Origin of the sequence: Novosphingobium oxfordense, from assembly GCF_044029435.1 — a bacterium.
Classification (GTDB): domain Bacteria; phylum Pseudomonadota; class Alphaproteobacteria; order Sphingomonadales; family Sphingomonadaceae; genus Novosphingobium.
Genome location: NZ_CP147008.1, coordinates 1,327,267 through 1,353,927, shown reverse-complemented (window position 1 = coordinate 1,353,927; position 26,661 = coordinate 1,327,267). Strand labels below are relative to the sequence as shown.

Sequence of the window (26,661 nt, the reverse complement as noted above, 5' to 3'; positions counted from 1 at the left end):
GATGCCGACCACTATGCCGGCCGGCGCTATCGCCGCATGCAACCGCCGTGCGGGGAGCGAATTCGGTAGGTGAATAGCGTTCGGATCGTTGGTACCATGGGACTGCTCAGTGCCGTCAGTCCGCTTGTCTCCGTCGCGCCGACAATCATTCTAACCTGAAACAAGCGTTCCGATGATCAGTCCCATGGTGGCTGCCACAGCCAACGTGGGGACTATTCCCGACTTCAGCCGGAAGATGAGTACGGCCGCAACCGCCGCGATCAATGCTGCCCGCCAATCGAAGGCCGTCCACTCCGGCGCCTGCAGCCGCACTGGCCCGACTGCGACCACATCGACGACTGCAAACAGCACATGCAGCGCAAACCATAATGCAAGGTTCGCAATCACCCCCACGACCGCTGCCGTCACCCCCGCCAACCCGCCCTTGAGTGCAGGCGAACGCTGCAAGCGGTCCATCCAGGGCGCAAAAGCGAAGATCCACAGGAAGCACGGCGCGAACGTTACCCATGTGGTGAGCGCGGCACCGAGCACTCCGGCGACAACCGGGCTGAACGGCGCTGGCGCGCGGAAGGCTGCAAGGTAGCCCACGAACTGGGTCACCATGATCAGCGGGCCCGGTGTGCTCTCGGCCAAGCCGAGGCCATCAGCCATCTCACCCGCCGCAAGCCAGCCGAAACCGTTCACCGCCTGCTGCGCCATGTAGGCCAGTACCGCGTAGGCCCCGCCGAAAGTGACCACCGCGAGTTGCGAGAAGAATACGCCAATGTGCCACAATACGTGATCGCGCCCGAGAAACACGAAGATCGCCACCATCGGTGCAGCCCAGATCACGGCCCAGATCAGCACTGCCTTCAAGCTGGCCGCCCACGGACTCGGATTGCTGTTTCGTGGGCTGCTCTGCTTGAATGCGAGCCAGTCCGGACGTTTTGCCCCAACCCACGCACCAACTGTCAGGGCTGTCAGCACCACCGCCGGAAATGGAGCATTGAACAGGAACAGCGCCGTGAAGGCTGCGATCGCCAGCACTCGCTGGAACGACGTCTTGAGGGCCCTTCCCGCGATCCGCATCAAAGCTTGGACAATGATCGCCAGCACCGCCGCCTTAATCCCCAGGAACAGCGCCGTGAACCACGCGAGATTGGCCGCAAATGCGTATAGGATCGACAGACCCAGCATAACCAGAGCGCCAGGGACAACGAACAGCGCGCCCGCGACAATACCGCCCTTCCAACCATGAAGCTTCCAGCCAATCCAGGTGGCGAGTTGCTGCGCTTCAGGCCCGGGCAACAAGTGGCACAAGTTCAGGGCCTGGAGGTAATCATCCTCCTCGACCCAGCGCCGCTCGTCGACCAGCTCGCGGTGCATCAGTGCGATTTGCCCGGCTGGCCCTCCGAAGCTGAGGCAACCGATCCGCGCCGAAACGCGCGTTAGCTCTGAAAATGAAGGGTGATGCAAACTGCTGTCGACCATTGTGTCCAATACCCCCCTCGCCCCGCCGCAGCGGAGTCAGAAGGCAACACTTGGGCGTAAGGCCTGTCCGGGAGGTTGCTTGGTCCCGGTGCAACCGGTGTGTATCTGTAACGACCGGCGCACGCAATGTCCGCGATTGTCGATAGCGGATTATCCTGCGGCCAGACGGAATGGCGACGATTTGGTCGGAAACTGCATTGTCTGTCTAGAAATCGGCTTCCAGAAAGGCCCTGATCGCACTAGCCGCTCGCGGCCAAGCCGGCTCTTCCTCCAGAACCAGATGGTTTCGGGTATCGAGCTGTACAAATTGGGAATCCGGAATGGCCGCGGCCAGTCCTCTTCCTGACGAAAACGGAATGACCGCATCCTTATCCGCGTGAAGCACCAGCGTGGGTCTTGCCACCTTCGGCACCAGGTCTCGGACATCGATCTTGCCGAATGCCTCTTGAAGCCGGACGGCATTCTCGGGCGAGGCGGAAATCCTCTGCAGCTCGTTGAACCAGTCAGCCGCCGGCGGCGGCATGTCGGGAAAGAACAGCGAGGTGAACATTTGCCGAAACGCGGCATTGTTCCGGCCCCAACCAGTCCCGGTCAAGGTGATCATGGCCCGGCGCATCGCCACCTCTTCCGGCGTGTCACGCAATTCCCATCCCAGCGAATAGCCTCCATAGAGTACCAGCTTGCGAACCCGCTCCGGGTGGCGAACCGCATAGGCGATCGCCACGCTGCACCCTTGCGACACCCCGAACAGATCGAAGCGCTCCAACCCGGCCGCATCCACCACGCTGGAAAGATCGTCGACGAAAGCCTCGAAGCCGATATCGCGGACATTCCAGTCGGACAGTCCGTTGCCCCGCTCGTCATAGCGGAACAAGGTGCGATATTGCGCCAGATTCCGGATCCAGTGACTCCACACCGGACTGTCGAAATCGTGTTCGAGATGGTTGAGCCAGTTGGCCGTCTTTACCAGAGGGGGCCCGCTGCCGACGCTCGAATAGGCGAGGCCGGTGCCATCCCTTGCCGTGCAGAAACGCACTTGTTGATACAGCTCTTCGCTGGGCGCGACGGCAGTCGTTGCGGCTACCGGTCCGATCGGGCCGCGAAGTCCGTTGGGAATGGCGATCTCGGCCGCATCCAGCGCTCTCACCGCCGCTCCGCGTTGCTGCTCGGCCTCTTGCACGCGCCCGCTTGAACGCAGCAGGTCGATCACGGCTGTACGGGCAATCGCGTCGTAAGGGTCAAGCTCACACCAGCGACGCGCAAGCGCAAGGGCCTGCGCACGCTTCTCGTCCTGCTCCGCAAACCGGCCGACCAGTTCGCGCAGGATCGTCACCTGCCAGCGCCGCGTATCCTCGCGCATCGCAACGAGCCACGCCTGGAACGCCTCACTGGCGCGGATCTCGGCGCCTTCAAGGAATTCTCCTTCTGGCGGGATACAGGCCTCCAGCAACTCGGCCTTGATCGTGCGGACGTCTGCGCCGGCCAAATCGCGCAGGCGGAACCAATCCCCCTCGATATCGGAGCCGTCCAGCGACACATTCTCCCCTTCCGTGATCAGCCGGACACGATGGACATCGTCAACCAGCGGACGCAGCTTGGAGAGGCTCCAACGCAGCGCCCCCCGAGGATCGTCGGGAACCTCCCACAGCAGCGAACACAAGTGTTCGCGCCGGACCGGCCTGTTGGCGACGGCCAGATATGCCAGCAAAGCCCGCGTCTTGCGTGAAGAAGGAAGCGATACCGTTTGCCCCTCGCGCCTGAGCGCCAGGGAACCGACGAGATCAAGGGCAATCCGCTCCTTCATCCACCCTCCATCGGTCGCGCTGCCGATCGCCCCACCCGCGCCACCTTGCCGTGGTAAATTACCAGATGCGGCTTCAAACGCCAATTTCCACGCAGCCTTCCACGCCGGTTCCCACGCAGGGGGCCGACAAGGATCCCACCGGCCCAATCAAGGGCAGCAGGATCAGAGTGAAAGGCACATACCCATGAACAATTCTCTCCATGCATTCGCACATTGCTTCGCCCTCGCGGTGCTCGCAGCGCTGACGTCCAGCTTCGCCATCAGCACGGCCGTTGGCCCGATCGCGCTGGCCTGACCTCAGGCGCGGCCCATTACCGGAGGCAATCCCCATGGACCGAACGTTCTCATACGACGATGTGCTCGCATCGTCGCAGCGGGCAACCTGGCAGCTCGACGACGTGCTGCCGCCCGATGCCGAGCTTGACTTCAGCCGTCCGTTCCTGCCCGAAGCGCTGGCCCGAACAGCACATTCCGGCCTCGCTTCCGGCGAGTGCCTGGTGCTCAACCAGATACGAGGACACGAATATCTGGCCCTTTTCGGGCTGGTGGAAGAGTTCATCCTTCCCTTCGTGCTCGATCATGCCCGCCCACTGCTGAATGGCGACGACCACCGCGTCCGCGCGCTTCTGCAGTTCGCAGGAGAGGAAGCGAAGCATATCCACCTGTTTCGGCGCTTTGCGGCAACCTTCAGGCGCGGCTTTGGCGAGCACTGCCCGGTGATCGGGCCGGCCGAGGACATCGGGCGCGCCGTCCTCGCGCATCGGCCGCTCTCGGTGGCCCTCGCCATCCTGCACATCGAATGGATGACGCAGGCCCATTACCTCGAATCCGTGCGCGGCGACCGTGAGATCGAAGCGCGATTCAGGAGCCTGCTGCGCCATCACTGGATGGAGGAAGCGCAGCACGCACGGATCGATACTCTGATGGTGGAGGCCTTGGCCGAGAACCTCGACGCTGACGAGATCGAGGCCGGCTTCTCCGGCTATCTCGATATCGTCCGCTTCCTCGACTGCGGGCTCGCCGAGCAGTCGAAAATGAACATCGCCGTGCTGGAAGGGCGGGTCGGAGCGCTGCCCCCTGCCGCTCGCGACGATCTCACCCGGCAACAGTATCAGGCATCGCGTTGGACCTTCCTGGGATCGGGCATGGCCCATCCACGATTTCGCCAGACGCTTGCCAGGCTCTCGCCCGATTTCATGGATCGGTTGGACGAAATCGCCCCCGCTTACTGCTGAAAACTCAATCAATAGAAGGGAAACACCATGGAAAATGCCGTCAGGAATACCATCGTCAACGGTATCGACCTCACCGCCCTGAGTGACGTTGCCGCCGCCATTCAGGCGGACCCGGAGCAAGGCCGTGTCGGTTTTTGCGTCAAGACCCGCTGGACTGGACGTACGCGAAGCGAATCCCTGGTCGAAGCCTACGAAATGGCGGGCAAGCGGATCGACCGCCGGTTCAAGATCGTGGCGGACGAGCCGGAGGAACTGCTGGGAACGAACAGCGCACCCAATCCCCAGGAACTCCTGATGTCCGCGCTCAATGCCTGCATGACCGTGGGCTACGTGGCGCAAGCGGCTGTGCGTGGCATAGAGCTGGATATGCTGGTGATCGAAACCTCGGGACAATTGGACCTGCGCGGCTTCCTCGGGCTCAACGATGCGGTGCCTCCAGGATACCGGCAACTCGACTACACCGTTCGCCTCGCGGGGAATGGCAGCGTGGAGCAGTTCCGGGACATCCACGAGGCGGTCATGAAAACCTCCCCGAATTTCTTCAACCTCGCGCAACCGATTTGCATGAATGGCCGCATCGAAGTCATCGATGTCGATAGCAAGGCGTCCGTTTCTTGAAAGCGCACGGCCGTGCTCCGCTCAAGTAGCGGGACACGGCCACTCCCTGCCAATTGACGAATTGGTGGTCGCTGCGGTCGAGGGCATACCTTTGCTTCGAGCGGCTACATGCCGACTGAGATCACACGCCCCCGCCGTTCCTGAAGAGCTTACTTTGGGTCGAGAATCTCCGTGGCCTCTTCCACGCGTCTGCGGGTTTGTCCCGATCCGCAGCAATAGCTGCAATCCCTATGATCCTCCGCCCATAGGAGATCGGGAAATGGCAGAAAGCTGCACATCTCAAGCGGCTCGGCAAGGGGGGTAGATCATTGGCCTCGATACGCACCTTCGCCCCATGCAATGGCGAGGGCGTCGAATGAGGGGGTACCCTACATTCGATGCCCTCGCCGATATGCGTCAGCGACGGATGAATTCGAGAATGTCGGGATTGAGTCGCCCGGCATCGGTCGTCAACATGCCATGCGGCAGCCCCTTGTACACTTTGAGTTCCCCGCGCTTGAGCAGCTTTACCGAAAGTTCCGCCGAGTCTGCGATCGGGACGATCTGGTCGTCATCGCCGTGCATGACCAGCGTGGGCACCGCGATCGCTTTGAGATCTTCGGTGAAATCGGTTTCGGAGAACGCCTTGATGCAATCGTATTGCGCTTTCGCAGCGCCCATCATGGCCTGGCGCCACCAGTTCTGGACGACGCATTGCACCACGCCGCCCATCCGGCGATTGAAGCCATAGAACGGGCCGCTGGGAAAATCGACGAAGAACTGCGCACGGTTCGTGGCAAGTTGGCGGCGTAGCTCGTCGAATGCGGAGCGGGGTGCGCCTCCGGGATTGGCCGGCGTCTGGAGCATCAGCGGCGGCACTGCGCCGACGAGGACGGCTTTCGCAACTCTTCCAGGGCGAGCGCGGGCGACATAGCGCGCGGCTTCGCCGCCCCCGGTCGAGTGACCGATATGCACGGCGTTCCTGAGGTTCAGCGCTTCGACCAGTTCGGCGACGTCTGCGGAGTAGGTGTCCATGTCGTGCCTCTGGTCCGTCTGTTCGGAGCGGCCGTGACCGCGCCGGTCATGCGCGATCACGCGGTAGCCCTGATCCAGGAAGAACAGCATCTGGGCGTCCCAATCGTCAGCGCTGAGCGGCCAGCCGTGGTGAAAGAAGATCGGCTGGGCATTCTTCGGCCCCCAGTCCTTGTAGAAGATGCGGGTGCCGTCACGCGTGGTAAAGTTGGTCATCGTGGTCTCTCCATGGTCGATGGGTTGAGCGGGGCTGGTTCCGGCCAGCAATGACCCGCCGCTCAGGACGAGGCCGGTGGCGGCCATCCCGCCGAGTACGCGGCGGCGGCTGGCGCAGAGCGGCGCGGGACCGCCGTCGCCGGTGGGAAAAATCATCGAAAATCTCCCTGTATTGATGGGGCAGGTCGTCAGGGTGCGCGTCAGGCCATTGCGATCCAGTGGCGCAGCCAGTCTTCGAAGCTTGTCGGTGCAAATCGCGGATGATCCCCGCCTGTGAGCGGCTCGCTTTCGAAATGAGCGCCGAAATAGGGCGCATCTTGATCCACGACGATCCGCCGGCCGTCCTCGTTAGCCGTCAAGATCATCGCCGCGAGGTCAGGCAAGGTACGACGATCCGGGCCCGCAATCTCGACGACGTGATCGGTCGCAGGCGCGAAGACCATGCGGGACAGGGCATTGGCCACATCGTCGGCGGCGACCGGCTGCATGTGGACTGGGGGCAGGCGCACTGCATCGCCCTGCCCTCCGGCATCCACGATATTGTAAATGAACTCGAAAAACGGCGTGGCGCGAAGGATCGTGAAGGGCACACCGCCATCCTGCACCGCGCGTTCCTGCGTCCGCTTCGCCCGGAAATAGCCGCCTTCAAGAGCATCTGCACCGACCGCAGAAAGCAGGATATGGTGACCGACCCCGATCTCGCGCTCCAGCGGCATCAGCCTCGATCCAGCGGCCGCGAAGAAGGCTTCCATTGCCGCGGCGTCCTCGTAGCCCGGATTGGACACGTCGAAGACGACGTTTGCGCCGGCCAGAGCATCTTCCAGACCGATGCCCGTCGATACATCGACGCCTCGAGAGCGGGCGATTACGGCAACATCGTGCCCCGCGGCTATCAGGCGCCCGGTAAGCTTTTCGCCGATGAGCCCGGTTCCGCCAATGACTGCGATCTTCATCGAACCATTCCTTCAGAGGTTTTCGTCTCTGAAAGTAATGGTCTTCCTCAAATCAGTCAGACAGACCCAAGATATACCGCAATTCGTGCACCATTATCAGGCATGACCGATTTAGCGCTCAGTTTTGCCCGGCGAGTAACTCCACTTCTGGCACGTCGAACCGGGATCCGGCTTCCAGAGTACGGTGTACAGGGCAGCGCTCCGCCACCTGCTGCAATTCTTCAAGCTGTGCCGCGGTCACATCGCCGGTCACATCGATCCTGCGCGAAAAAGTGTCAGGCCGGTCGCCCTGCCCCGACTTATGGTGCTTCACCAGCGTGTGGATATGACGGACCGGCCAATTCTTCCGCGCGGCGTAGAGCCGCAAGGTCATCGTCGTGCAGGCCGCGAGCGCGGCGGACAGCAGGTTGTAGGGCGTGGCGCCGCTCCCCATGCCGCCGACATCGACAGGTTCGTCGGCAAGGAATTGTGCTTGACCCGCGCGCATCGCCAGTTGAAACTGGCCCAGGCCCGTCTCGCTTGCTTCGGCGTCGAAATGAGGTGCGATATCGGCGGGCACCGTCTTCAGGTAGCGCCCCGCCCAGGTGGCAATCATGTCGGCGGCAAATTCGGCGTCTTTCTCCTGCGTCAACAGATGGTCGGCCCCGTCGAGAGCGACGAAACTCTTGGGGTGCTGCGCCGAGAGATAGATCCGTGTCGCGCTCGCCACCGGCACGACCCCGTCGGTCGGGGAATGAAGCAGCAGAAGCGGCCTGCCAAGTTGCGCGATCCCTTTGCCCCCTTCCTGCCGTCGCAGCTCCTCGGCAAGATGACGACCGACGTAGAAGGCTTTGTCTTCGATGGAGACAGTGCCTCCATCCACCGATATCCGCGAGATGTCGAAGGGAGCTGCAATCGTCGCGACGGCCTCGACCATCGGCAGCGATGCGGCCGCCGCGAGGACGGCGGAACCGCCGAGGCTATGCCCGACCAGAAGCGACGGCGTCATATTCTGCACCGCCATCGCCGCCGCCGCATCGAGCAAGTCCTGAACGTCCCGCCCCTGATCAGCGGGTTCGAAGTCGCCCTCGAAATCACCGGCACTGCCGCCGAGGCCGGTGAAATCGAAACGGAGCACGCCAATGCCAGCGTCGGCAAGACGACGGGCGATCCTCACGGCGGCGTGGCTGTCCTTGCCGCATGCAAAGCAATGCGCGAAGATCGCCCACCCCCGCACGGCAACCGAGGGCACTTCCAACCGGCCCGCCAGACGGAGGCCGGAGCGGGAGGTAAACTCGAATGTGCGTGTCGACATGGGCATTCCATTTCCGGGCAAGAAGAAAGCGGCTGCAAGCGACTCGCCGCCGCGATCAGCTTTCCTCGCGCATGTCCTTCGGCATTACCATGCCTTCCGCGCGCAGCGTTGCCTTCACGCCTTCACGCTCCCCAATGCGCCGACGCAAGGCGACCAGCCGTTCGGGAATGTCGACACCGAAGCGCGCGGCCCACAGGGTCATGACGAAAACGTAGAGATCGGCCACCGTGGGGCGCGCGTCGAAGAGGTAGTCGCCCTCCATGCCCGCTTCGATCTGGCGAAACAGCGCGGTAAGTCGCACGCTGGCGGCGGCCTTCTCCTCCTCGCTGCCCCCATGCCAGAAGGGCTTGAAACCCTTGTGGATTTCGGTCGCCACCAAGGACAGCACTTCCAGCAGGCGCGTTCTGCCCAGCGCATGGTCGAAACCGTAAGCGGGGTAGAGCGTCGAGAGGTAGTAGAGCACGGCGACGTTCTCGGTAACGACCTCACCATCGTTCAGCACCAGCGCCGGAACGTATCCCTTGGGTGTGACCTGATTGAAATCGCCGCCGCTGGCCGTGACCTTCTTCTTGAGATCGACGCTCTCGCTGTCGAACGGCTCTCCCACTTCGGTAAGGACGATATGGGCGGCAAGGCTGCAGGCCCAGGGGCAATAATAGAGCTTCATGGTGTATCTCCCAAATACGATGGCCGGAGCACCGCCAGCGGCAGCACTCCGGCCAACTTCCCGGATCCCGACGCGATTTTCCGGACCCGGCAAGGCGAAGTCGTCAGGCCGCGACCGGCGTCTCTACCGGGTGCACCGCGCGCAGGCCGATCTGGACCTTGTTCCAGAAGTTGATCGCCGCGATCGAGACGGTCAGGTACGCGATTTCCTTATCGTCGAACTGGGCCTTGAGCATCTCGTAGGCATCATCGGGGGCGTGGGTCTTGGCGATTTTGGTGAGCGATTCCGTCCAGTTGAGTGCCGCACGCTCGCGCTCGGAAAACAGCGGGGAATCGCGCCATGCATCCAGCAGATGGATGCGCATGTCGCTCTCGCCGTTCTTGACCGCATCCTTGGCATGCATGTGGATGCAGAAGGCGCAGCCGTTGATCTGCGATGCGCGCAGCTTCACCAGTTCGAGCAGGCCGTGCTCGAGGCCGGAATCCTCGATCGACTTTTCCACGGCCATCATGCCCTTCATGGCATCGGGTGCGGCCTGGAAGATGTTCATACGCGGTGTCATCGATACTCTCCTTCAGTTGCGGTCTTGGTGGGGTTGAGGGCGGCGCAGGTGGTGATCGCCAGGCCGAGCAGGGCCGGCAGGCTGACGGCCGGAAAATCGCGCAAGATGGCGGAAGGGCCGCAGATGCCCACTGCCACTTCCCAGTAGTGAAACAGCGCGTGGCCCAGCAGCCAGACCGTGGAGCCGCCCCAGCAGACGACGCGATATTGCGGCCGTGCGGCACCGATCAGGAACGCCGCTCCCAGGAACAGGAACACCAGCCCGATGTCCCGGATGAAATGCTGGTTGAAGGGACCGGTGGTCGTGACGCCGGGGACGGCGAAGTACCAGGCGGAGGGCGCGTAGAGCATGAAGGCCCCGTTCGCGAGCGCCAGCACGCCGAGCAGCAGGGCAAGGATCACGCAGCTTCTCATGAGCATGGCGGTGTCTTTCGTTGCGGAAATTGGGCCGGAAGCACCGGCACGCGCCGGCACGTCCCAGGGAACGATCACCGCTTGGGCGGCGGCGGTACGTTGGCCAGCCACCAGTCGAACGTCGTCGCGCCCAGCCGGGCGCCCGCGGCAGGCAGCAGCGAATTGTCGTTCAGGCGAATGCCGTAGTACCGGGCCTCGGGATCGGTGACGACGGGGTGGGGATCCTTGTCGAAGGCCAGCACGCGCGCCACGATCTCGTCGAGGTGGAACTTCTCCGGCCCGGCGATCTCCACCATGCCACCCACCGGCTTGTCGAGCGCAACCGCAGCAACGGCGGCGGCAACGTCGTCGGCTGCCATGGGCTGGATCCAGGCATGGGACAGGTGGACGGAATCGTCGACGATCGCCGACTGTGCGATGCCGCGCAGGAATTCCATGAACTGCGTGGCATGAACGATGGTGAAGGGAATGCCGCTTTCGCGGATCGCCACCTCCTGCACCAGCTTGGCGCGGAAATAGCCGCTATCCTGAAGCCGGTCGGTTCCTACCACCGAAAGGGCGATGTGATGCTTCACCCCCGCCGCAGCTTCCGCCGGCATCAGGTTGGCAGCGGCCGTCCTGAAGAAATCCATGGCGGCCTGATCCTCGAACGAGGGCGAGTTCGCGAGATCGACGACGACCTCGCAGCCGACCAGCGCTTCGGCCAGACCTTCCCCAGTCAAGGTGTTGACGCCCGTGTTGGGCGCCGCGGCCAGCACGTCGTGCCCCGCCTGCGCAAGCTTTGCCACGACCTTGGAACCGATCAATCCCGTTCCACCGATGACGACGATCTTCATCGCGCTGTCCTTTCCTTGCATGTGCAAATGCCGGTCGATCCGACGAGCAAAGGGATAGGGGGCCGGGACCACCGCCGGCAGGACCGAGACAGGCAAATGACGATGTACCAACCCCGTTTGGTACAGGCGCTTGCCGCTATCTCGGGACTTAACCCGGACGGCTCCATGCGATCATTGTGGCGTCGTGGCCGAAGCGGCAGCCGGCGATGGACTATCGCCATCCCCACAACGGGCGCTGCAAATCCGCCAACCCCCGAAGCCACACACCTGGGGGAGCCGTGTCAATCGGACGCGACAGGGATGATGAACGCAGGGGTTTTTCCGATTTCACCCTGCGGCCAACGAATTGGCAGGCGAGCATCCCACCTGTCCGGCTCCTCACTTTTCCCTTCATCCACCCCCGGAGCTACTGATGCCCATGTCCCGATCCGCAGTTCCCGATCACACGGGCATCCCGCCCATGCAGCAATTGCGCAGCGAACAGGCTGCGCTGCGGTCCCATGCTCTTCCGATCATGATCGGGGGCATGACCCACGAACTGCGCAACCGCGTCCAATTGCTGACCAGCACGATCGATATCCTGAAATCGACGGCGAAACTGGAGCCCGACGAAGTTGCAAGCGTGGTCGACGATGCGGCCGAGGGAGTCAGCCAGATCGGCCGCATGGTAAGGGCATTTCTTCAGTTCGCGGCGCCCGATGCGCGCGCCGACGAATTGGTGGACCTCGGAGCCATGCTCGAAAACTGCCAAAGACGCTTGCAATGGCTGGTGAAGGACCACGTGACGCTGGCATTGCATCTGGCGCCGGACCTTCCGAACCTGCGGTGCAACCCATGCCGCCTGGAGAACGTGCTGGTCGATCTCATCCTCAACGCCGACAGCGCCATCGCCGAACACGGCCTCATCGTGATAGCGGCCAAGCGGGCGGCCGCGGAAGGCATCATGCTGGAAGTAGCGGACAGCGGCACGGGAATGACGAGTGAAGTCCAGGCACAGGCGTGCGATGCCTATTTCACCACCAAGACGGACGGAACCGGCCTCGGCCTCGTCAATGTCCACCGCTTCGCGCAGGACCTTGGTGGCACCTTGACCATCGACAGCGCACCTGGCGAGGGCACCACGATCCGCCTGCTCCTGCCGATGGAGCGCACCACGACCGAGCTTCGGCGGGATGACGAGTGGCTGGACCAGGCCCTTGCCGATAGCTTCCCCGCCAGCGATCCGCTGCCCTATTAGAGCGTTTTCCGAGTCATCAGGTGGGATCACCTGATGACTCGGAAAACGCGGCAAACCAAAATCTTAGAGCAGTTGATCCGATGCAATCGGGTCGGAAACTGCTCTAGCCGTCTGGTCTGCCGGCCTCACACACCCGGTATCGTCACTTCCACCTTGGCGCCGCCATCGGCCCGGTTCGATATCTCGATACGTCCCTGATGGGCCGCGATGATGGATTCGCAAATCGACAGGCCTATTCCCATGCCACCGTCCTTGGTGGAGAAAAAGCCGTCGAAGATCCGTTCGAAATGTTCCGGCGGGATACCCGGCCCATTGTCGCAGATCACGACCACGGCCGTCCCGTCCTGGTTCGTGCGGGTGACCACGATGATGTGGCGTCCACCAAGATGTTCGCCGTTCTCCAGGGCCTGCGCACTGTTCAGGAGGAGGTTGACCAGGACCTGTTGGAGTTCGATGCGGTCGCCCAACACCCGTGGAGAAACCGTTGCCAGCGTCGTGCTGAGCGTAATCGATCGGTTCTCGATGTCATGGCGGACGAACAGCAACGCCTCTTCGACGATGGCGTTGAGATCGAGAAGCACCCGTTCCGGGCGCCGTTTCGCGGCCATTCCCCGGATCCGTTGGATAATGTCGCCGGCCCGCCGGGCGTTCGCCGCAATCCGCGAAGTCAGGTGCTGTATCTTGGTCAGGTCGGGCGCGGCGCGCCCCAGCCAACGCAAACTGGCATCGGCATTCGTGACGATCGCCGCAAGAGGCTGGTTCACCTCATGCGCGATCGATGTCGTCAACTCGCCAAGCGTGTAGATCCGCGCGGCATGCGTGAAATCGGCCTGGATCTGGCGGAGCTGCGCCTCGGTCTGCAGCCGCGTGGTCACGTCCTCCAGACTGATCATCGTGATATCGAGCAGTTCCGGCGCCGTGGGATACGTCACCGAGATACGCACATCGCGCAGCTCTCCATCGTACCGCGCGATACGGGTGATCTCGGTATGCGATCGATCGCCCTTGAAGTGCGAATTCATCACCCGTCGCGCGGTGTCGTGGGCATGGGCGAAAAGATACTCCACCGAAGTCAGCAGCAGTTCCGGGTCGTCCAGCCCGAACAGGGTCGTGGCGTGGTGGTTCGCATCCGTCACATGCACGGCGCCGCAGGAGAACTCCACCAGTTCGGGATGGGCGTCGAGATAGGCGAACAGGTCGGTCACGCCCTCGGCCCTCAGCCGCTTCCAGATCGGCTCCATGGCAGTGGCGTCGACCTGCAGCAACGCGACCGGAAGGTAATGGATCAGCCTGCGAAATCGCGCCTCGCTCGTCCACAACTGGTAGTAGGTACGGTCTTTTTTCAGTTGACCGGAGACGGAGAAGAACAACTCGTCCTGCCCGCCTTCATCCCGCCAGACCGCAAGCGATGGACGCTCCAGCACCAGCGAATGGACTTCGCGCTCTTCCCTGCCGGCCTTCGGCGCGCACAGGGCCACCGCCAAGATCAAGTCCGCCAGATCCGACTGGCTTTCGCGCGGCCAGACATCCGCAAGCGAACTGTCCGTAATTCCGCCACGCGCGGAGTACGGGAAGATCAGGTGAACCGCAGCTTCGTTGAGATCGACGATCCGCGTTCTTGAAAGCAGCGAATCCATTTCCCCCGGCAATGCCGGCAGTTGCGCCTGCCAATTGGCAAGGTAGGGCCGCAGGCCGCCGATATCGATGCGAAAACACGGCAGGTCCGCGCCATGAATGTCGCTTACGGCAGCAAGATCGGGCCGCTCCGGGGATTGAGGCCCATGCTGCATGTCATCCGGCATCCGAATGAGGGTCGGTATCGCCAAACGCGGAACCGGCGAGCGCACTCTGCAGCGCCTTCAGCATCATCGCATCGTCAACCGGCTTCATGAGATAGGCGCAGGCCCCCGACGCCTCCGCGCGCTGCCGGCTGTATTCGTCCATGGCGGAGGTCAGGACGATGACCGGCGTTCGCGAATCAATCCGGCGCAGTCTGTCGATGACATCCAGCCCGCTGATCTCCGGCATACGGATATCGGTAATGACGCAGTCGAACCGGCCCGAAGAAAATTCGGAGAGGAAAGCGCTTCCACCATCGAAACCGAGGCAGATAAAGCCCATCACTTCAAGCAGTTCGCACAAGGCATCGCGGACGTCCTCGTCATCGTCGATAATCGCAACTGTTGGGGCGGATGCCAAACGAGACCCCTGTCTTCTGGCCTGTTGTTTCTTCAGCCCGATGTGCCGCCAAAACTGGCGCGTTTATAACTATACCAACGTCTAGGTTTGTGGCGCTTCCCGCAGTTCGCACGGCAGGGTTTCCCAGGCCCGGATGAGTTCGCCGAGCGAGGCGGCCTCCATTTTCCTCATCACATTGCCGCGGTGGAGTTTCACCGTGATCTCGCTGATACCCAAATCGTAGGCGATCTGCTTATTAAGGCGGCCCCGAGCGACTTCGCCGAGCACCTGCTGCTCGCGCCGCGTCAGGCTTTTGAAACGATCCACATGCCGGCGCACCTTCTCCCGCTCCGCGCTCTGGGCGATATCGCGCTCGATGCCGGCAGTGACCGCATCGATCAGCGTCTGGTCGCGCACCGGCTTGGTCAGGAAATCGACGGCCCCGGCCTTCATGGCCTGAACTGTCATCGGGATATCGCCATGCCCGGTCAGGAACACGATCGGCTTGGCATTGCCCGCCGCGACCAGATGATGCTGAAGATCGAGGCCGCTGGAGCCCGGCATCCGCACGTCGAGGACGAGGCAACACGGCCGTTCGGGTAGCGGCTCAGCCAGAAGTTCGCGCGTGGAGGCATAGCAGGCCGCCTCAAGCCCGATCGAGAGCATGAGTTCGGCGATCGCCATGCGGATTTCCTCATCATCATCGACAACGATGACGAGCGGTTGTTCCGCCGCGATTGCGATGTCCATCACGTGCCCTCTCCTGCGCGATGGGCTGGCGACTTGCGGTTCTCGAACCAGTCGCTGACGGAAGCCGAAAACGTCCCGGGCGCCTTTTGCGCGACGGACGAGGCGATCTGCGCAAGCGTCTGCGCCGCCAGAGAATTGCGCATCGCCTTTTCCGCCTGCAGCATCGCCGCGTGGATGGAACAGACGCCATGGCCCGCCCAGGCGGGAGTCTCCGGCTGGAAAAGTGCGCAGCGCCCGCGAACTTCCTGGCAATCGAAAAGCGGCTTTCGCCCCTCGATCGCATCGACGACGTCAAGCAAAGTTATCTCTTCGGCCGGTCGCCCAAGCCGGAACCCGCCCCGGGCGCCTTCGAAAGCGCGGACGATTCCAGCTTTTTCCAGCTTTGCCAGTATCTTGAGTAGATAGGCGGGGGGAATGCCCTGGAATGCCGCAAGGTCACGGCCGCTGCGCGGGCGATCGCTCTCCCCGACCAGCCAGAGGAGCGAGTGCATGCCGTATTCCACGCTGACGGTTATATGCACCATAACGTGGATATTATGAGTCTACGTTATGGCGCGCAAGTGTTTAGAGCGGCACCTGCCCGGCGCCGCAGATGCGCCTTCGGCGCATTTTCGAACGCTCTCTCAGAGAAGCGCCATGCCACCATCCACGCGAAGATTGACGCCGGTGACGAAGCTGCTCTCACCCGAAGCGAGGAACAGCGCCGCCTCGGCCAGTTCCTCGGGCAAGCCCAGCCGACCAAGGGGGATTCCCGCCGAGATCCGGTCGATGAAGCCATCCAGTTCCGACTCGGGGACACCCAGCTTTTCGATGATGGCGGTGTCGGTAGGCCCGGGGCTCAGCATGTTGACCCGCACGCCCCGGCCGCTCAGTTCCAGCGCCCAGCTGCGGGCGAAAGCCCCCAGCGCCGCCTTGGTCCCCGCATAGACCGCGTGGCCTTCCAACACGCGCTCGCTGGCGAGAGAGCCCACCACGATCAAGGAGCCGCCATATCGCAGCAGCGGCGCCATCCTCTGCACGCCGAAGAATGTGCCCCGGACGTTGATGCCGAATTGCTGATCGAACTCGGCAACGGTTACGTCCTGCGAAGCCGTGATCGTGTTGACGCCGGCATTCGCGACATAGATGTCCGCCCCGCCGAATTGCTGGCGCACGATATGCGCCACGTCGTCGTGGTGCGCCAAATCGGCGACGTCCCCCTGAATAGCCACGGCCGCCTCGCCGATCTCGCCCAGCGCCGCTTCCAGCGCATCGTGACGACGACCGGTAATCACCACGCGGGCGCCATGCTCCGCGAAAAGCCGCCCCGTGGCGAGGCCAATGCCGCTGCTGCCGCCGGTAACGACGGCGACTTTGCCTTGCAGCCTGCTCATGTCCGAATTCTCCTTCGATCCTAGCGTCAATCGCTGTGGAAGCCGATCTTGCGATGCGTGCCGTCACAGAACGGCTTGCTGCTGCTGCCACCGCACCGGCACAGCCGGGTTTCGGTCACGCGCGAAACCAGCCGGCCTGTGCCGCTGACCACTTCCAGATTGCCGGTGATATGCAGCGGACCATCGGTTTCCGGATCGATCGCGAGCGGCCCATCGCGAACGGCCAGCGCCTCGCTTTCACGCGTTTCGGGCTCTCCCGAGGCCTGGAAGCCGGAGGCCACGTGGGACCTGTCGCACCAGGGCTTGCGGCGCGATGCTCCGCACCGGCAAAGCGCCGCGCGGAAACCATCGGGCGCGCCATCGATGGCAAGCTGTCCGCGCACCGCATACGGACCGTTTTCGCGGACGGCGATCAGGTTTACCTGCGGCGCCGGTTCGTTGTGACCATCGTTGCGGCTGTACTGGAGCGCGCCCGACGGGCATTCGCGGATTACCGCGCTGACCACTTCCGCATCCGTGGCGTCAGGAAAAATCCAGTCCCCGCCGCGATCGGCAAGGAAGCTGTCGGGCGCTCGGGTCACGCACATGCGCGAATGGATGCAGCGGCGCCCTTCGAAGCTGACCGAAATGGCTTTGCCTTCGGTCACCGAGATCCCGGGCTGCGGCGCGCCGCTCACCGATGATGGAGGCGCGACAATCGATGGCGAAGGAGGAGCCGCCGCGATTGCGGGAGTACTCGGTGGAAGAGGACTCGTTGGAGGAGGACTCGAGGGCGGCCAACTCGGTGGGGGGGAACCCGACGGAGGGGGGGGCGGCTGAAGACGCTGGACGATCTTGCCCAGCAAAGCCGAGGCGCTGCGGCAATGCGGATCGTCTTGATCGAGACCGCTCGCCACGGTCGCCAGCTCTTCCACGCGCTCAACGTAGAACCGGCGAGCAGAGGGCCCATGCGGAAGCGCGGCGGCGTTTCGAAGCGCCGTGAACGTAATCCCGGCATTCACGCCCGGATGGGAAGCCCCTGCCGGAAGCCGTGCTGCACGCTCAGCCACGTGGGCGATGCCGTGCATCAGCCCGATAGCGCACCCGGCATAGAGCGCCTTTTCGGGATCCTGCGCCGGAATCAGGTAGGTTCCGGCCAGCACCCGCAATGCCAGGGCATAGATGGCGTTGGCGAGGTCCACCGTCGCGACGGCCTCGGCATCCTCCAACCAGACACGCCCTTCCGGACGCGGCGGCTTGCGCAGCACCGGATTGACGGCACAGGGCCACGCCGGGGCAAAGGCGGGGTTGTCTGCGGTCAAATCGCGCAATTCCTCGCGCACTGCGATGAAGCGCTGGAAATGGGACCCGTCAAGGTGCTCCGGCGCCCCCTCCCCCTCCTCGACGATGCGTTTCAGCGCCGCCAGCGCGCTTTCCAGCCCCGTGACCGGATCGCCCGCCATCACAATCTGGGCCGAGGTCAACTGAAGCGCCGGATCGCCGCAAAAGACCTGCGCCTCCCCGATTTCGTCGACCAGCCGGCGAAGCTCGTTTTCCAGCGTCTCGTAGAAAATGCCGATCGTCGCATAGTCGTAGCCTGCGGGGGTGAGCCGGGGCGGCACCGGCGTCCGGCTCGGCCCCTCGGTCTCGAAGCCGGCGCCGTCCTGCTCGTCCGAAGTCTGCGGCCGTTCGAGGTGAATGAAGTGCTGGATGACCTCATCGCTGAAAGGCGCCAGCTTCACGGAGATCCCCGCCGGCAGATAGCCTGGCGAGAGCGGAAAGTTCGTGCGGCCGAACTGCGGCGCCCCGCCCAGCGCCGCCGTAATGTTCCACACCGCCACGAGGTGGTTCATTTCGTCGATCGCGACGTCCAGAATGGTGCGCCGCCACCGCGTCACGGCCTCCGCCTCCTGCGCCGAAAGCCCCTCGCCTTCACCGTCCTTAAGGCTGAACGCCGCGTAGAGGTAGGTGCACATAAGGTTCTGTTCGAGCTCGGCAGCCTCGTAGAGGGCGTGCATGAGCTTTTCGCGGCTCGCCGGTGGGGCGCTCTGAATTTCCTGCATGTCTGTTCGATGCCGATGCTGCCGATTGGAAGCATGAACGGTAATGACCAAAACGGAGGGGCATGCAGGCGCAAGATCGAACAATCCGCCTGTACCAAATCAACCATGGAGCAGCGCACCCTAGACCTTGGGATAGGGCATACTCGGCTCGACAGTGCGCGAGCCTACACATAGCCTGCGAAGCCTGTTCCGAGACAATCCAGATCCATGAGGTGCTGACGTGGATGCATCAAACCATCCGGCGACGCTTGCGTTCGCCATCGACCGATCGCGGCCCGTACCGCTGACCACCCAGATCACTGCGACATTGCGTATGGCCATACTCGACGGTCAGCTCGAACCGGGGGCGCGGCTTCCCTCATGGCTCGATCTCGCGGCGCAGCTAGGTGTCTCGCGTGGCACCGTGAAAGCGGCTTACGAGAGCCTGGAGGACGAATTCCTCGTGGTTCCATGTGGTGCAGCAGGCACCCGTGTCGCCCAGCCGCGCACTTCAATCGTTCCGCCAACACCGAACGCCGAGGCCATAAGCATCGCCGCGCCGCTCAGCGAGATCACGCGCAGTTTCTCCGAACGTCCCCTGCCTTTCCAGATGGGCGTACCCGCTCAGGATGCCTTCCCGGCCAAGCTCTGGGCACGGCTCAGAACGCGGGCCGTCAGGGAAGATGCCTCCGCCCCGGTCGCCGCTCCCGATCCCCGCGGCCGCCCCGAACTGCGGGCCCAGATTGCGGCCAATCTTGCCATAACGCGCGGCATCCATTGCCATCCCGATCAGGTGATCCTTACCAGCGGCTACAAGAACGGTCTGTGCCTTACACTGCTGGTTCTGCAATTGCAGGGCCAGCGCGCTTGGATGGAGGACCCCGGCTATCCGATCGCCCGCATGGCGCTGGAATTCGCCGGCCTTGAAATCGTACCCGTTCCCGTGGATGCCGAGGGTCTGGACGTTGCCCGCGGTATCGCGATGGCGCCCGATGCGGCCATCGCGATCGTCACGCCCGGCCAGCAGGCGCCGACCGGAGTCACCATGTCGGCCGAACGCCGCAAAGAACTGATTGCCTGGGCGGAGCGACACGGCGGCTGGATCGTCGAGGACGACTATCTCAGCGAATTGCAGCTCGATCGGCGCGCGGCGCCAGCCTTGATGGCAGGCGACACATCGGAACGGGTGATCCACGTCGGCACGTTCGGAAAGACGCTCAGTCCTGCCCTCGGCCTCGGCTTCGTCGTGGCGCCGTTGCCCCTTGCCCAGCGTTTCGGCGAAGTGGCGGCCTGCCTCAATCCTGCCCCCAATCTCACCACCCAGCTCGCTGTCGCCAACTTCCTCGCAGACGGCCATTTTCTACGTCATTTGCGGCAGATGAAAGCGCTCTACAGGGATCGTCGCAACGGCCTTTGCGCGCGCCTGAACGGGTACGCCATGCCGAAATCGTTCGCCGGCCTTGCAATGGTAATGCCGGTGCCCAAAGACGTGGACGATGTCGTGTTGAGCCGGGAGGCATTCCGTCACGGCATCGCTCCTGCCCCCCTGTCCGTCTTTCATCATGACCGCAGCAAGGCCGCGCCCGGGCTGCTGCTCTGCGTGACCAATTTGCGCGGCAATGTCCTGGAGCGCGCCTGCGACACGCTTGAGAAACTACTTGGCGGCGCTTCCACCGGGAACATGCGCCGATCCGATCTTGTGGAGGCATAAATCATGAAACTTCTGCACGTAGATGCCAGCCCCAAAGGCAACCGCTCCAACTCCCGCGAACTGAGCCGCTACTTCGTAGAACAGCTCCGCTCCCGCCTGCCCGCATTATCGGTCGACCATCTGGATCTCGCGGTGGAAACGCCGCCGCACGTGACCGGCCTCTTTGCGGCAGCGACTTACACGCCGCTGGAACGGCGCACGCCAGAAATGGCAGCGGAACTAGCCTGTTCCGATGGGTTGTGCGCCCGATTGCTTAGCGCCGACGCTCTGCTCTTCGCGATGCCGATGCACAACTGGTCGATGCCATCCACCTTCAAGGCATTCATCGACAACATTGTCCGGGCCGGACTCACGTACCGCGCGCTGGACGATGGCAGCTTCGAAGGCCTGCTGTTCGGCAGGCCGACGTTATTCCTGACAACCAGGGGCGCCGATCTCAGCCGCGGCTCACCGCTCGAACCCATGGATGCTCTTACCCCCGCCTTGCGCGCGGCCTTCGGCTTCATCGGCGTCGCCACGCCCGATTTCGTGGACGCGCAGCCCCTGCAATTCGCGGCTCCAGCGGACCGGTCTGCCGCCCTTAGCTCGACGCGAAAAGCACTCGCTGATTTGGCGGAGTGCTGGGCCACCAACGCCAACGGTACAGAGGTTTCGCCTGACCTTGGTCCTGTCGACCAGCCCGCCTCGTCCTATGCTCAGGGAACTGAACAAGCGGAGAGAATCCATGCTGGGCAAAGTACATGAAAACGTCCGAGAGCTTCGGTTCGAGCTTTCACTTGCTGACGGAGAGATGGCGATCATCAATTATCGCGTCGATGGCGCTGGACGGCTTGTGCTGCTCCATACTCAGGTTCCCTCAGAATTCTCCGGTCGTGGGGTCGGTTCCCACCTTGCCCAAGGCACCTTCGAAATCGTAGAGGAAACCTGCCGCCAGGTAGTGCTCCGCTGCCCATTCCTCCAGATGTTCTTCCGCCATCATCCCGAATACGCGGGTATCGTTGTCGGTTGATTGCCGGAAACAGGAAGGCTGCCCATGATCGACGAATACAACCTACAGCGCTTCCTCGAGCCCCAATCCCGGGTTTTCGAAGCCGCCATTGCCATGCTTCGGCGAAAGTCGATGTGCGCTCCCTATATGGATGTCATCTTCCCTCGTCTCGACTTGGGCGCTGACTCTGACCCTCGCTTCGTGCTCCGCTCACTGGATGAGGCTTCGGCCTACCTAGATTTTCCGGTCCTTGGAGATCGCTATCGCCAATGCGTCGAGGCGCTTTCGCATAGCGTCACATGCGCCGTGGGCGAGGTCTTCGAGCCCGCCGATGCCATGAAGCTCCGCGCGTCGCTTACACTCTTTTCAGAGGCGACAAGCGAGTCCCTGTTTCGCTCCTGTCTGGCGGTCTGGTTCGACGGAAGAGCCGATGAGCCCACTATGGTTCGGCTTCAGACGGCGCGCTAACAGCGGAACTGCTCAACATGGCGCCGTGACGTTCGCCTTCAGTCTGCTATTCAAAGCTACGACCGTCACCATAACAATGCGAGGCAGCGAATGAGCGAACAAACATGGGACCGTGTGCCCATCGACGCACAAAGCGTAGAAGCACCGCTATCGCAATCGGCCGTTTTCCTCGTCGTCGCTGCGAAAAACGGTGATGCCGCGCTCACCACGATACGCGAGACTGTGGCCTCCATTGACGATCTCATCAAAACAGTGGGATTCCGTGACCTGTCCGGACGCCTCTCCTGCGTCGTCGGTTTCGGGCACGACCTGTGGCGCCGATTGTCGAACGACACGCTGCCTGCCGAACTGCGCCCGTTCAAGCCGGTCGACGGGCCCGTCCATCACGCGCCTGCAACGCCAGGAGACATCCTGTTCCACATCCGGGCTGAGCGCATTGACCTTTGCTTCGAGTTTGAACGGCTGCTGCTGTCCGCGTTGGATGACGCTGTGAACGTAATCGACGCGGTTTCGGGTTTTCGTTACTTCGATGCCCGCGATCTATTGGGTTTTGTCGATGGCACAGCAAATCCGGTAGGAAGCGACATTCCCGAAGCAGCGCTTGTCGGCAACGAAGATCCCGATTTCGCGGGCGGGAGCTACGTTGTCGTACAGAAATACTTGCACGACTTAAAGGCGTGGGGCGCGATCGGCCCCACCGAACAGCAAACCATCATCGGTCGAACCATTGTCGACAATGTCGAAATCGACGATGATGATGCTCCGCGCAAATCGCATAAATCGCTGGCAACAATTGTCGATGAACAGGGCATAGAGCACGATATCTTGCGAGACAACATGCCGTTTGGCAGCCCTGCACGCGGCGAATTCGGCACATATTTCATTGGATATTCGCGGCGGCTGTGGGTCATCGAGAAAATGCTCGAGCGGATGTTTATCGGTGATCCGCCCGGCAGCTACGACCGCCTCCTGGACTTTTCGACGCCGAAGACAGGTACGACGTTTTTTGCCCCTTCCCGGCGCGTCCTAACACGGCTCTGCGGAAACTGAAGGAACGCGCTGGCGCGCGGTCGGTGATTTAGGCCGTAAACTGAAGCCAAGATATTCCCCGATCGCTGCGCTGAGTGAAGGCCGTGCGTGTCGCCGAAAAACGCCGGGCCCAACAGCTGTGGTCTGCGCTTCAGCCAGCACCCCATATTGGACCAGCCTTCGTATATTCCCAGTTTGCTTGACGCGGCTGAGGCGACTAACGGAGCCGCATGCACCTGACTGCCGAAGCCTTTTCGTTCTTGGTTCTCATCGCGCTTATGGCGGGAAGTATCGACGCCTTGGCGGGTGGAGGCGGTCTTCTCACGATTCCAGCGTTGATGGCTGCGGGGGTGCCTCCTGTGGCGGCCTTGGCAACCAATAAGCTGCAAAGCACGATTGGCACAGGATCTGCGGTACTGACCTTCCTACGCGCTGGCCGGATCGACATGAGAGCATTCGCGATCCCGGCGGCGTGTGCCTTCGCTGGCTCTGTCCTAGGCGCCACCGCTGTCCAGCACGTCAATCCGAGTTTTCTGGCAGCTTTCGTCCCGGTTCTACTGATTGCGATGGGCTTCTATTTCCTGCTGGCACCCAAAATGAGCGACGAGGATCGTCACGCCAGATTGGGTCATGTGGGGATGACGGTCGTTTGCTCGGTGATTGGTTTCTATGACGGCTTCTTTGGTCCTGGAACCGGATCGTTTCTGACAACCGCGCTTGTTGCACTCGGTGGTCTCGGTCTCGTCCGCGCCATAGCAAACACCAAGTTCATTAATCTGGCGACCAATGTGGCCGGACTGCTGGCAATGATTGCCGGCGGAGAGGTCCTTTGGATTCTCGGCTTCAGCATGGCTGCGGCAAACATCGTGGGAAACCAGATTGGAGCATGGCTGGCGATCCGGTTCGGCGGCCGCGGTGTTCGTCCGCTCCTGGTCGTTATGTCGTTCGCACTGACAATCAAACTCCTCGCAGATCCCGGCAATCCTCTTTGGAACTTGCTGAAATAGTCCCGCCATCACGATCGGGGCTGGTCGTGAACTCCCGAAACTCTACGAAGCGCTGCTCGGTGCAAGCCCCGTTCGGCTTATCTTGGGACAAACCTGTCGGCCGCCAACGCGGTTATGCAGGACAGCTCTAGGAAAAAGCCGACATTCCAGAGCTCACCCTTGTCGACATGGGTTGTTTCGTTTCACCGACCAGAGGTTCACGCCATTTTCACCGATTACGGTCAGCGCCTCCCTTAGCAATCATCTCTGCAAGGGTGGATGGTCCTCGTCCAAATTGACACGGCCAAGCTATCTCGATTTTCAGCTCACCTGCTACCATACTGGATTCGTGATTATTAACATTGACCAATTTGGTAATACAAATATCATCCACCTGGAATCGGCCCATGTCTAGAGGCCAGAGCTTCATCTCCAGGGAAATTCCGTGCCGCAGAGTTCCACCGCGAAGCCCGTGATGACGGGCAACCAGCCTTCCGCCACCGGCAGCGCCTATCCGAACGGAAATCCTGCACTCGGCTACAATCCAGCAGGCATTCGCAACACCGACAGCGCGGTTCCACTGCATCGTGATGCACCGGTGAACCACGATTATGCGTGCGCCGGCCCCGCACCCGGTGCGCTTGTGTTCCGATGGACCTATGGCTCCAACGTGGCTGCCCACAACCGTGATCCGCGCGTGCAGGTCGTCCAGTACAACGAGGACACTTTCGTGCTCCGGCAGAATGTCTGCGTTCACTGGGAGGCCCCATTCACCTACCTGCTGTTCGGCAATCGAGGCGCGCTGCTGATCGACTGCGGCGCCACCGCCGATGCCCGGCATTATCCTTTGCGCGAAACGGTCGATGCAATCATCGCGCGCTGGGGCCAGATGCGAGGGCGTGACAAGGTACCGCTGACCGTCGTGCTGACCTCGGGCGAGGACGTCGCTCAGAACCAGGGGTTGGTGCAGTTCGCGGGTCGCCCCGACACCACAATCGCTCCCAAGCCGTTGGCGGTCATGCAGCGCTTCTACGGCCTTGAGGGCAGTTGGCCCTCGGGAGGCGGTAGGATCGACCTCGGCGATCGTGTGATCGAAGTCATACCGACGCCCGGCACGCATCGGGACGGGGTCTCGTTTTACGATCCCTACTGCGATTTCCTGTTCACCGGCGACCTGTTGTTTCCCGGCAAGATCAACATCGGCAACGACAAGGACTTCGTTGCTTCACTTGAGCGCCTGAAGACCTTTGCGAGCGTCAATCCGGTAAAGTGGGTGATGGGCGGTCACGTCGAGATGATGTTCGTGCCCGGCAAGTACTATCCCCGCTTCGCGACATACAAACCTTACGAACGCGTGTTGGAGATGGAGCCCGGCCTCATAGACGAGGCGATCCGCTATGGTCGGGAAGTCCAGGACAAAGACATGATGCTGATCCGGCCCGATTTCGTGCTGTTCAACGGGGTCAGTCCCGATCAACGAACGCGCGAATGGCCGGAGGGAGTGCCCAACATCACCCCTCCCCGCCCCTTCTGACGCGCGCCCGAGGAGCACCTTCATGGACCGTCGCACTTTTCTGTCCTACAATGCCGCCACAGCCACCGTTTCGTTGACCGGACTGGCCCTTGGCGAGGCCTCCGCTGCTGCAGCGGCCCGCCCTGCCCCGATCGACTTCAAAAGCAATCTGCCTGCCCCTGGCAATTTTCCAAAACGCTGGATCTGCGGCTCATCGTCCTGCATGGACAACACCGATCCGCCGGTGCAGGTCCACTGGTACAACCCGCACACAGCTATTCTGCGACAGAACAAAGCCTACAGCTACGAAGCCCCATTCGCCCCGCTTTACTTCGGCAACGACCGCGTGCTGCTGCTGGACGAAGGCTTCGTACAACTGCGGAACGACTGGGACTTGCGCGGCGTCGTCGATCAGTGCATCGACGAATGGTGCAAACGTAATGATCGTGATCCGGCAAGCCTGGAACTGCTCGTCGCGTTCAGCCACCTGCACGCCGATCACTACGCCGCAACCAACCAGTTCGCCGATCGTCCGAACACCCGCTACATGGGTCTCACACACGAAGAGATGGTCGGCTTCTGGGGCATGACCAACTTCCCCGAAGAGCGCGTGACGCTCGATCTCGGCGGCCGAGAAATCCTGATCTGGGGCTCTCCCGGACACGTCATCTCCGAATTCGCCTATTACGACACATACACGCAGATCCTTTACACTGGAGACATGTTCTACCGAGGGCGCTGCTACATCAGCTTCTGGGAACCGTGGTTCGAGAGCATGAAGCGCCTGATCGCCTTTTGCGATGCGCACCCCGTCACGCATGTCATGGGCTGCCATGTGGAGATCAGCAAGGACGGCAAGGACTATGCCTACGGCATGACCTGGCAGCCGGATGAGGCACCCGTGGAGATGACCGTGCAACAACTGCGCGAGGCGTATACATTCGCCCAGACAATCACCGAACCCGGCATATACTTCACCGGCACTGTGTTCCTGTGCAATCAAACACGCGGCACAACGACGATCGATCGCAATCCCTATCGCTATCCCTGACTCGGCCTACACCTCGGGTGTCTTGATGCGTCAACCTGGCGCACGTTCTTGCCACCAAATCGCCTCCACGCGACTTTCCAGTCGTCCGTTGCCCATTCAGCAGCCAGGCTTTCCGGCTCCCTAGAGCGTTTTCTAATCAGGTGGAATCACTTGATGAATCGGAAAACGCGGAAAACCAAAAACTTAGAGCAGTTGATCCGATGCAATCGGATCGGAAACTGCTCTAGTGCGTCGATCGAGATCTTCTATCCTAGGGGTCTGCCGACGATCATGGACT

The 26,661-nt window shown here is 62.1% G+C and carries 26 protein-coding genes; 11 read left to right on the top strand and 15 right to left on the bottom strand.

All coding sequences use genetic code 11. The annotated features are described in order from the left end of the window. Window positions 1-150: 150 nt before the first annotated feature. Together chrA and WBP07_RS28770 are read right to left on the bottom strand one after the other, a co-directional pair. Complete coding sequence (gene chrA, locus WBP07_RS28775) at window positions 151-1,470, bottom strand: chromate efflux transporter (protein WP_395396656.1); 1,320 nt, start codon at window positions 1,468-1,470, stop codon at window positions 151-153. A 205-nt stretch (window positions 1,471-1,675) separates the two neighbouring features. Next, window positions 1,676-3,274, bottom strand: a complete 1,599-nt coding sequence (locus WBP07_RS28770) for an alpha/beta fold hydrolase (protein WP_395396655.1) — start codon at window positions 3,272-3,274, stop codon at window positions 1,676-1,678. Between the two features lie 329 nt (window positions 3,275-3,603). Here WBP07_RS28770 and WBP07_RS28765 point away from each other — a divergent pair, with 329 nt between their 5' ends. Beyond that, window positions 3,604-4,509: a hypothetical protein gene (locus WBP07_RS28765; RefSeq protein WP_395396654.1), complete on the top strand. Its 906-nt coding sequence runs from the start codon at window positions 3,604-3,606 to the stop codon at window positions 4,507-4,509. Window positions 4,510-4,536: 27 nt separating this feature from the next. Next, the gene (locus tag WBP07_RS28760) at window positions 4,537-5,127 is read left to right on the top strand and encodes an OsmC family protein (RefSeq protein ID WP_395396653.1); all 591 of its coding nucleotides are present in this window, start codon (window positions 4,537-4,539) and stop codon (window positions 5,125-5,127) included. A 396-nt stretch (window positions 5,128-5,523) separates the two neighbouring features. On the opposite strand, the gene WBP07_RS28755 is transcribed toward WBP07_RS28760, so the two are convergent. The 7 genes from WBP07_RS28755 to WBP07_RS28725 all read right to left on the bottom strand — a co-directional run bounded on the left by WBP07_RS28755 (window position 5,524) and on the right by WBP07_RS28725 (window position 11,079). Next, entirely contained in the window at window positions 5,524-6,354 is an 831-nt protein-coding gene (locus WBP07_RS28755) for an alpha/beta fold hydrolase (protein ID WP_395398265.1), read from the bottom strand. 200 nt (window positions 6,355-6,554) lie between these two features. Further along, window positions 6,555-7,307 carry an SDR family oxidoreductase gene (locus WBP07_RS28750; protein ID WP_395396652.1) on the bottom strand — a complete coding sequence of 251 codons (753 nt, stop codon included), beginning with the start codon at window positions 7,305-7,307 and terminating at the stop codon, window positions 6,555-6,557. A 118-nt stretch (window positions 7,308-7,425) separates the two neighbouring features. Beyond that, window positions 7,426-8,607 (bottom strand): alpha/beta fold hydrolase, encoded by a 1,182-nt coding sequence (locus tag WBP07_RS28745; protein ID WP_395396651.1) that lies wholly within the window; start codon window positions 8,605-8,607, stop codon window positions 7,426-7,428. 49 nt (window positions 8,608-8,656) lie between these two features. Next, complete coding sequence (locus WBP07_RS28740) at window positions 8,657-9,268, bottom strand: glutathione binding-like protein (protein WP_395396650.1); 612 nt, start codon at window positions 9,266-9,268, stop codon at window positions 8,657-8,659. 103 nt (window positions 9,269-9,371) lie between these two features. Further along, entirely contained in the window at window positions 9,372-9,830 is a 459-nt protein-coding gene (locus WBP07_RS28735; RefSeq protein ID WP_395396649.1) for a carboxymuconolactone decarboxylase family protein, read from the bottom strand. Next, window positions 9,827-10,243, bottom strand: a complete 417-nt coding sequence (locus WBP07_RS28730; protein ID WP_395396648.1) for a hypothetical protein — start codon at window positions 10,241-10,243, stop codon at window positions 9,827-9,829. Before WBP07_RS28730 ends, WBP07_RS28735 begins: the two co-directional genes overlap by 4 nt. A gap of 74 nt (window positions 10,244-10,317) precedes the next feature. After that, window positions 10,318-11,079, bottom strand: coding sequence for an SDR family oxidoreductase (locus WBP07_RS28725; protein ID WP_395396647.1), 762 nt, complete (start codon window positions 11,077-11,079; stop codon window positions 10,318-10,320). Window positions 11,080-11,497: 418 nt separating this feature from the next. Here WBP07_RS28725 and WBP07_RS28720 point away from each other — a divergent pair, with 418 nt between their 5' ends. Beyond that, window positions 11,498-12,316, top strand: a complete 819-nt coding sequence (locus tag WBP07_RS28720; RefSeq protein WP_395396646.1) for a sensor histidine kinase — start codon at window positions 11,498-11,500, stop codon at window positions 12,314-12,316. Window positions 12,317-12,441: 125 nt separating this feature from the next. Here the strand turns inward: WBP07_RS28720 and WBP07_RS28715 are convergent, their stop codons facing one another. From WBP07_RS28715 to WBP07_RS28690, 6 genes are all read right to left on the bottom strand, one after another. After that, window positions 12,442-14,106, bottom strand: a complete 1,665-nt coding sequence (locus WBP07_RS28715; RefSeq protein WP_395396645.1) for an ATP-binding protein — start codon at window positions 14,104-14,106, stop codon at window positions 12,442-12,444. A gap of 1 nt (window position 14,107) precedes the next feature. Further along, window positions 14,108-14,515 (bottom strand): response regulator transcription factor, encoded by a 408-nt coding sequence (locus WBP07_RS28710; RefSeq protein WP_395396644.1) that lies wholly within the window; start codon window positions 14,513-14,515, stop codon window positions 14,108-14,110. A gap of 81 nt (window positions 14,516-14,596) precedes the next feature. Continuing rightward, window positions 14,597-15,244 carry a response regulator transcription factor gene (locus WBP07_RS28705; RefSeq protein ID WP_395398264.1) on the bottom strand — a complete coding sequence of 216 codons (648 nt, stop codon included), beginning with the start codon at window positions 15,242-15,244 and terminating at the stop codon, window positions 14,597-14,599. Continuing rightward, window positions 15,244-15,768: an RrF2 family transcriptional regulator gene (locus tag WBP07_RS28700; RefSeq protein WP_395396643.1), complete on the bottom strand. Its 525-nt coding sequence runs from the start codon at window positions 15,766-15,768 to the stop codon at window positions 15,244-15,246. The genes WBP07_RS28705 and WBP07_RS28700 overlap by 1 nt, the downstream gene beginning before the upstream one ends. 99 nt (window positions 15,769-15,867) lie before the next feature. Continuing rightward, window positions 15,868-16,617: a glucose 1-dehydrogenase gene (locus WBP07_RS28695; protein WP_395396642.1), complete on the bottom strand. Its 750-nt coding sequence runs from the start codon at window positions 16,615-16,617 to the stop codon at window positions 15,868-15,870. A 26-nt stretch (window positions 16,618-16,643) separates the two neighbouring features. Next, complete coding sequence (locus WBP07_RS28690; protein WP_395396641.1) at window positions 16,644-18,659, bottom strand: ferritin-like domain-containing protein; 2,016 nt, start codon at window positions 18,657-18,659, stop codon at window positions 16,644-16,646. A 220-nt stretch (window positions 18,660-18,879) separates the two neighbouring features. On the opposite strand from WBP07_RS28690, the gene WBP07_RS28685 reads away from it, so the two are divergent. From WBP07_RS28685 to WBP07_RS28650, 8 genes are all read left to right on the top strand, one after another. After that, entirely contained in the window at window positions 18,880-20,349 is a 1,470-nt protein-coding gene (locus tag WBP07_RS28685; RefSeq protein ID WP_395396640.1) for a PLP-dependent aminotransferase family protein, read from the top strand. Between the two features lie 3 nt (window positions 20,350-20,352). Then, on the top strand, window positions 20,353-21,093 hold the full coding sequence (locus tag WBP07_RS28680; protein WP_395396639.1) for an FMN-dependent NADH-azoreductase: 741 nt from the start codon (window positions 20,353-20,355) through the stop codon (window positions 21,091-21,093). Then, a complete protein-coding gene (locus WBP07_RS28675; RefSeq protein ID WP_395396638.1) occupies window positions 21,074-21,358 on the top strand; it encodes a GNAT family N-acetyltransferase in 285 nt (94 codons plus the stop codon). The genes WBP07_RS28680 and WBP07_RS28675 overlap by 20 nt, the downstream gene beginning before the upstream one ends. Window positions 21,359-21,382: 24 nt before the next feature. Further along, window positions 21,383-21,805, top strand: coding sequence for a DUF1810 family protein (locus WBP07_RS28670; RefSeq protein WP_395396637.1), 423 nt, complete (start codon window positions 21,383-21,385; stop codon window positions 21,803-21,805). Between the two features lie 90 nt (window positions 21,806-21,895). Further along, window positions 21,896-22,855, top strand: a complete 960-nt coding sequence (locus WBP07_RS28665) for a Dyp-type peroxidase (RefSeq protein ID WP_395396636.1) — start codon at window positions 21,896-21,898, stop codon at window positions 22,853-22,855. A 209-nt stretch (window positions 22,856-23,064) separates the two neighbouring features. Continuing rightward, on the top strand, window positions 23,065-23,841 hold the full coding sequence (locus tag WBP07_RS28660) for a TSUP family transporter (protein WP_395396635.1): 777 nt from the start codon (window positions 23,065-23,067) through the stop codon (window positions 23,839-23,841). A 424-nt stretch (window positions 23,842-24,265) separates the two neighbouring features. Continuing rightward, a complete protein-coding gene (locus WBP07_RS28655; protein WP_395396634.1) occupies window positions 24,266-25,354 on the top strand; it encodes an MBL fold metallo-hydrolase in 1,089 nt (362 codons plus the stop codon). Between the two features lie 22 nt (window positions 25,355-25,376). Next, window positions 25,377-26,384, top strand: coding sequence for an MBL fold metallo-hydrolase (locus tag WBP07_RS28650; RefSeq protein ID WP_395396633.1), 1,008 nt, complete (start codon window positions 25,377-25,379; stop codon window positions 26,382-26,384). Window positions 26,385-26,661: the final 277 nt, after the last annotated feature.

Bases quoted from the DNA above. Each gene is read 5' to 3' on its own strand.
- chrA (WP_395396656.1), bottom strand. From the start codon at position 1,470: ATGGTCGACAGCAGTTTGCATCACCCTTCATTTTCAGAGCTAACGCGC.
- WBP07_RS28770 (WP_395396655.1), bottom strand. From the start codon at position 3,274: ATGAAGGAGCGGATTGCCCTTGATCTCGTCGGTTCCCTGGCGCTCAGG.
- WBP07_RS28680 (WP_395396639.1), top strand. From the start codon at position 20,353: ATGAAACTTCTGCACGTAGATGCCAGCCCCAAAGGCAACCGCTCCAAC.
- WBP07_RS28755 (WP_395398265.1), bottom strand. From the start codon at position 6,354: ATGACCAACTTTACCACGCGTGACGGCACCCGCATCTTCTACAAGGAC.
- WBP07_RS28665 (WP_395396636.1), top strand. From the start codon at position 21,896: ATGAGCGAACAAACATGGGACCGTGTGCCCATCGACGCACAAAGCGTA.
- WBP07_RS28735 (WP_395396649.1), bottom strand. From the start codon at position 9,830: ATGACACCGCGTATGAACATCTTCCAGGCCGCACCCGATGCCATGAAG.
- WBP07_RS28740 (WP_395396650.1), bottom strand. From the start codon at position 9,268: ATGAAGCTCTATTATTGCCCCTGGGCCTGCAGCCTTGCCGCCCATATC.
- WBP07_RS28760 (WP_395396653.1), top strand. From the start codon at position 4,537: ATGGAAAATGCCGTCAGGAATACCATCGTCAACGGTATCGACCTCACC.
- WBP07_RS28650 (WP_395396633.1), top strand. From the start codon at position 25,377: ATGGACCGTCGCACTTTTCTGTCCTACAATGCCGCCACAGCCACCGTT.
- WBP07_RS28675 (WP_395396638.1), top strand. From the start codon at position 21,074: ATGCTGGGCAAAGTACATGAAAACGTCCGAGAGCTTCGGTTCGAGCTT.
- WBP07_RS28700 (WP_395396643.1), bottom strand. From the start codon at position 15,768: ATGGTGCATATAACCGTCAGCGTGGAATACGGCATGCACTCGCTCCTC.
- WBP07_RS28725 (WP_395396647.1), bottom strand. From the start codon at position 11,079: ATGAAGATCGTCGTCATCGGTGGAACGGGATTGATCGGTTCCAAGGTC.
- WBP07_RS28715 (WP_395396645.1), bottom strand. From the start codon at position 14,106: ATGCAGCATGGGCCTCAATCCCCGGAGCGGCCCGATCTTGCTGCCGTA.
- WBP07_RS28705 (WP_395398264.1), bottom strand. From the start codon at position 15,244: ATGGACATCGCAATCGCGGCGGAACAACCGCTCGTCATCGTTGTCGAT.
- WBP07_RS28765 (WP_395396654.1), top strand. From the start codon at position 3,604: ATGGACCGAACGTTCTCATACGACGATGTGCTCGCATCGTCGCAGCGG.
- WBP07_RS28670 (WP_395396637.1), top strand. From the start codon at position 21,383: ATGATCGACGAATACAACCTACAGCGCTTCCTCGAGCCCCAATCCCGG.
- WBP07_RS28750 (WP_395396652.1), bottom strand. From the start codon at position 7,307: ATGAAGATCGCAGTCATTGGCGGAACCGGGCTCATCGGCGAAAAGCTT.
- WBP07_RS28695 (WP_395396642.1), bottom strand. From the start codon at position 16,617: ATGAGCAGGCTGCAAGGCAAAGTCGCCGTCGTTACCGGCGGCAGCAGC.
- WBP07_RS28690 (WP_395396641.1), bottom strand. From the start codon at position 18,659: ATGCAGGAAATTCAGAGCGCCCCACCGGCGAGCCGCGAAAAGCTCATG.
- WBP07_RS28660 (WP_395396635.1), top strand. From the start codon at position 23,065: ATGCACCTGACTGCCGAAGCCTTTTCGTTCTTGGTTCTCATCGCGCTT.
- WBP07_RS28730 (WP_395396648.1), bottom strand. From the start codon at position 10,243: ATGAGAAGCTGCGTGATCCTTGCCCTGCTGCTCGGCGTGCTGGCGCTC.
- WBP07_RS28720 (WP_395396646.1), top strand. From the start codon at position 11,498: ATGTCCCGATCCGCAGTTCCCGATCACACGGGCATCCCGCCCATGCAG.
- WBP07_RS28745 (WP_395396651.1), bottom strand. From the start codon at position 8,607: ATGCCCATGTCGACACGCACATTCGAGTTTACCTCCCGCTCCGGCCTC.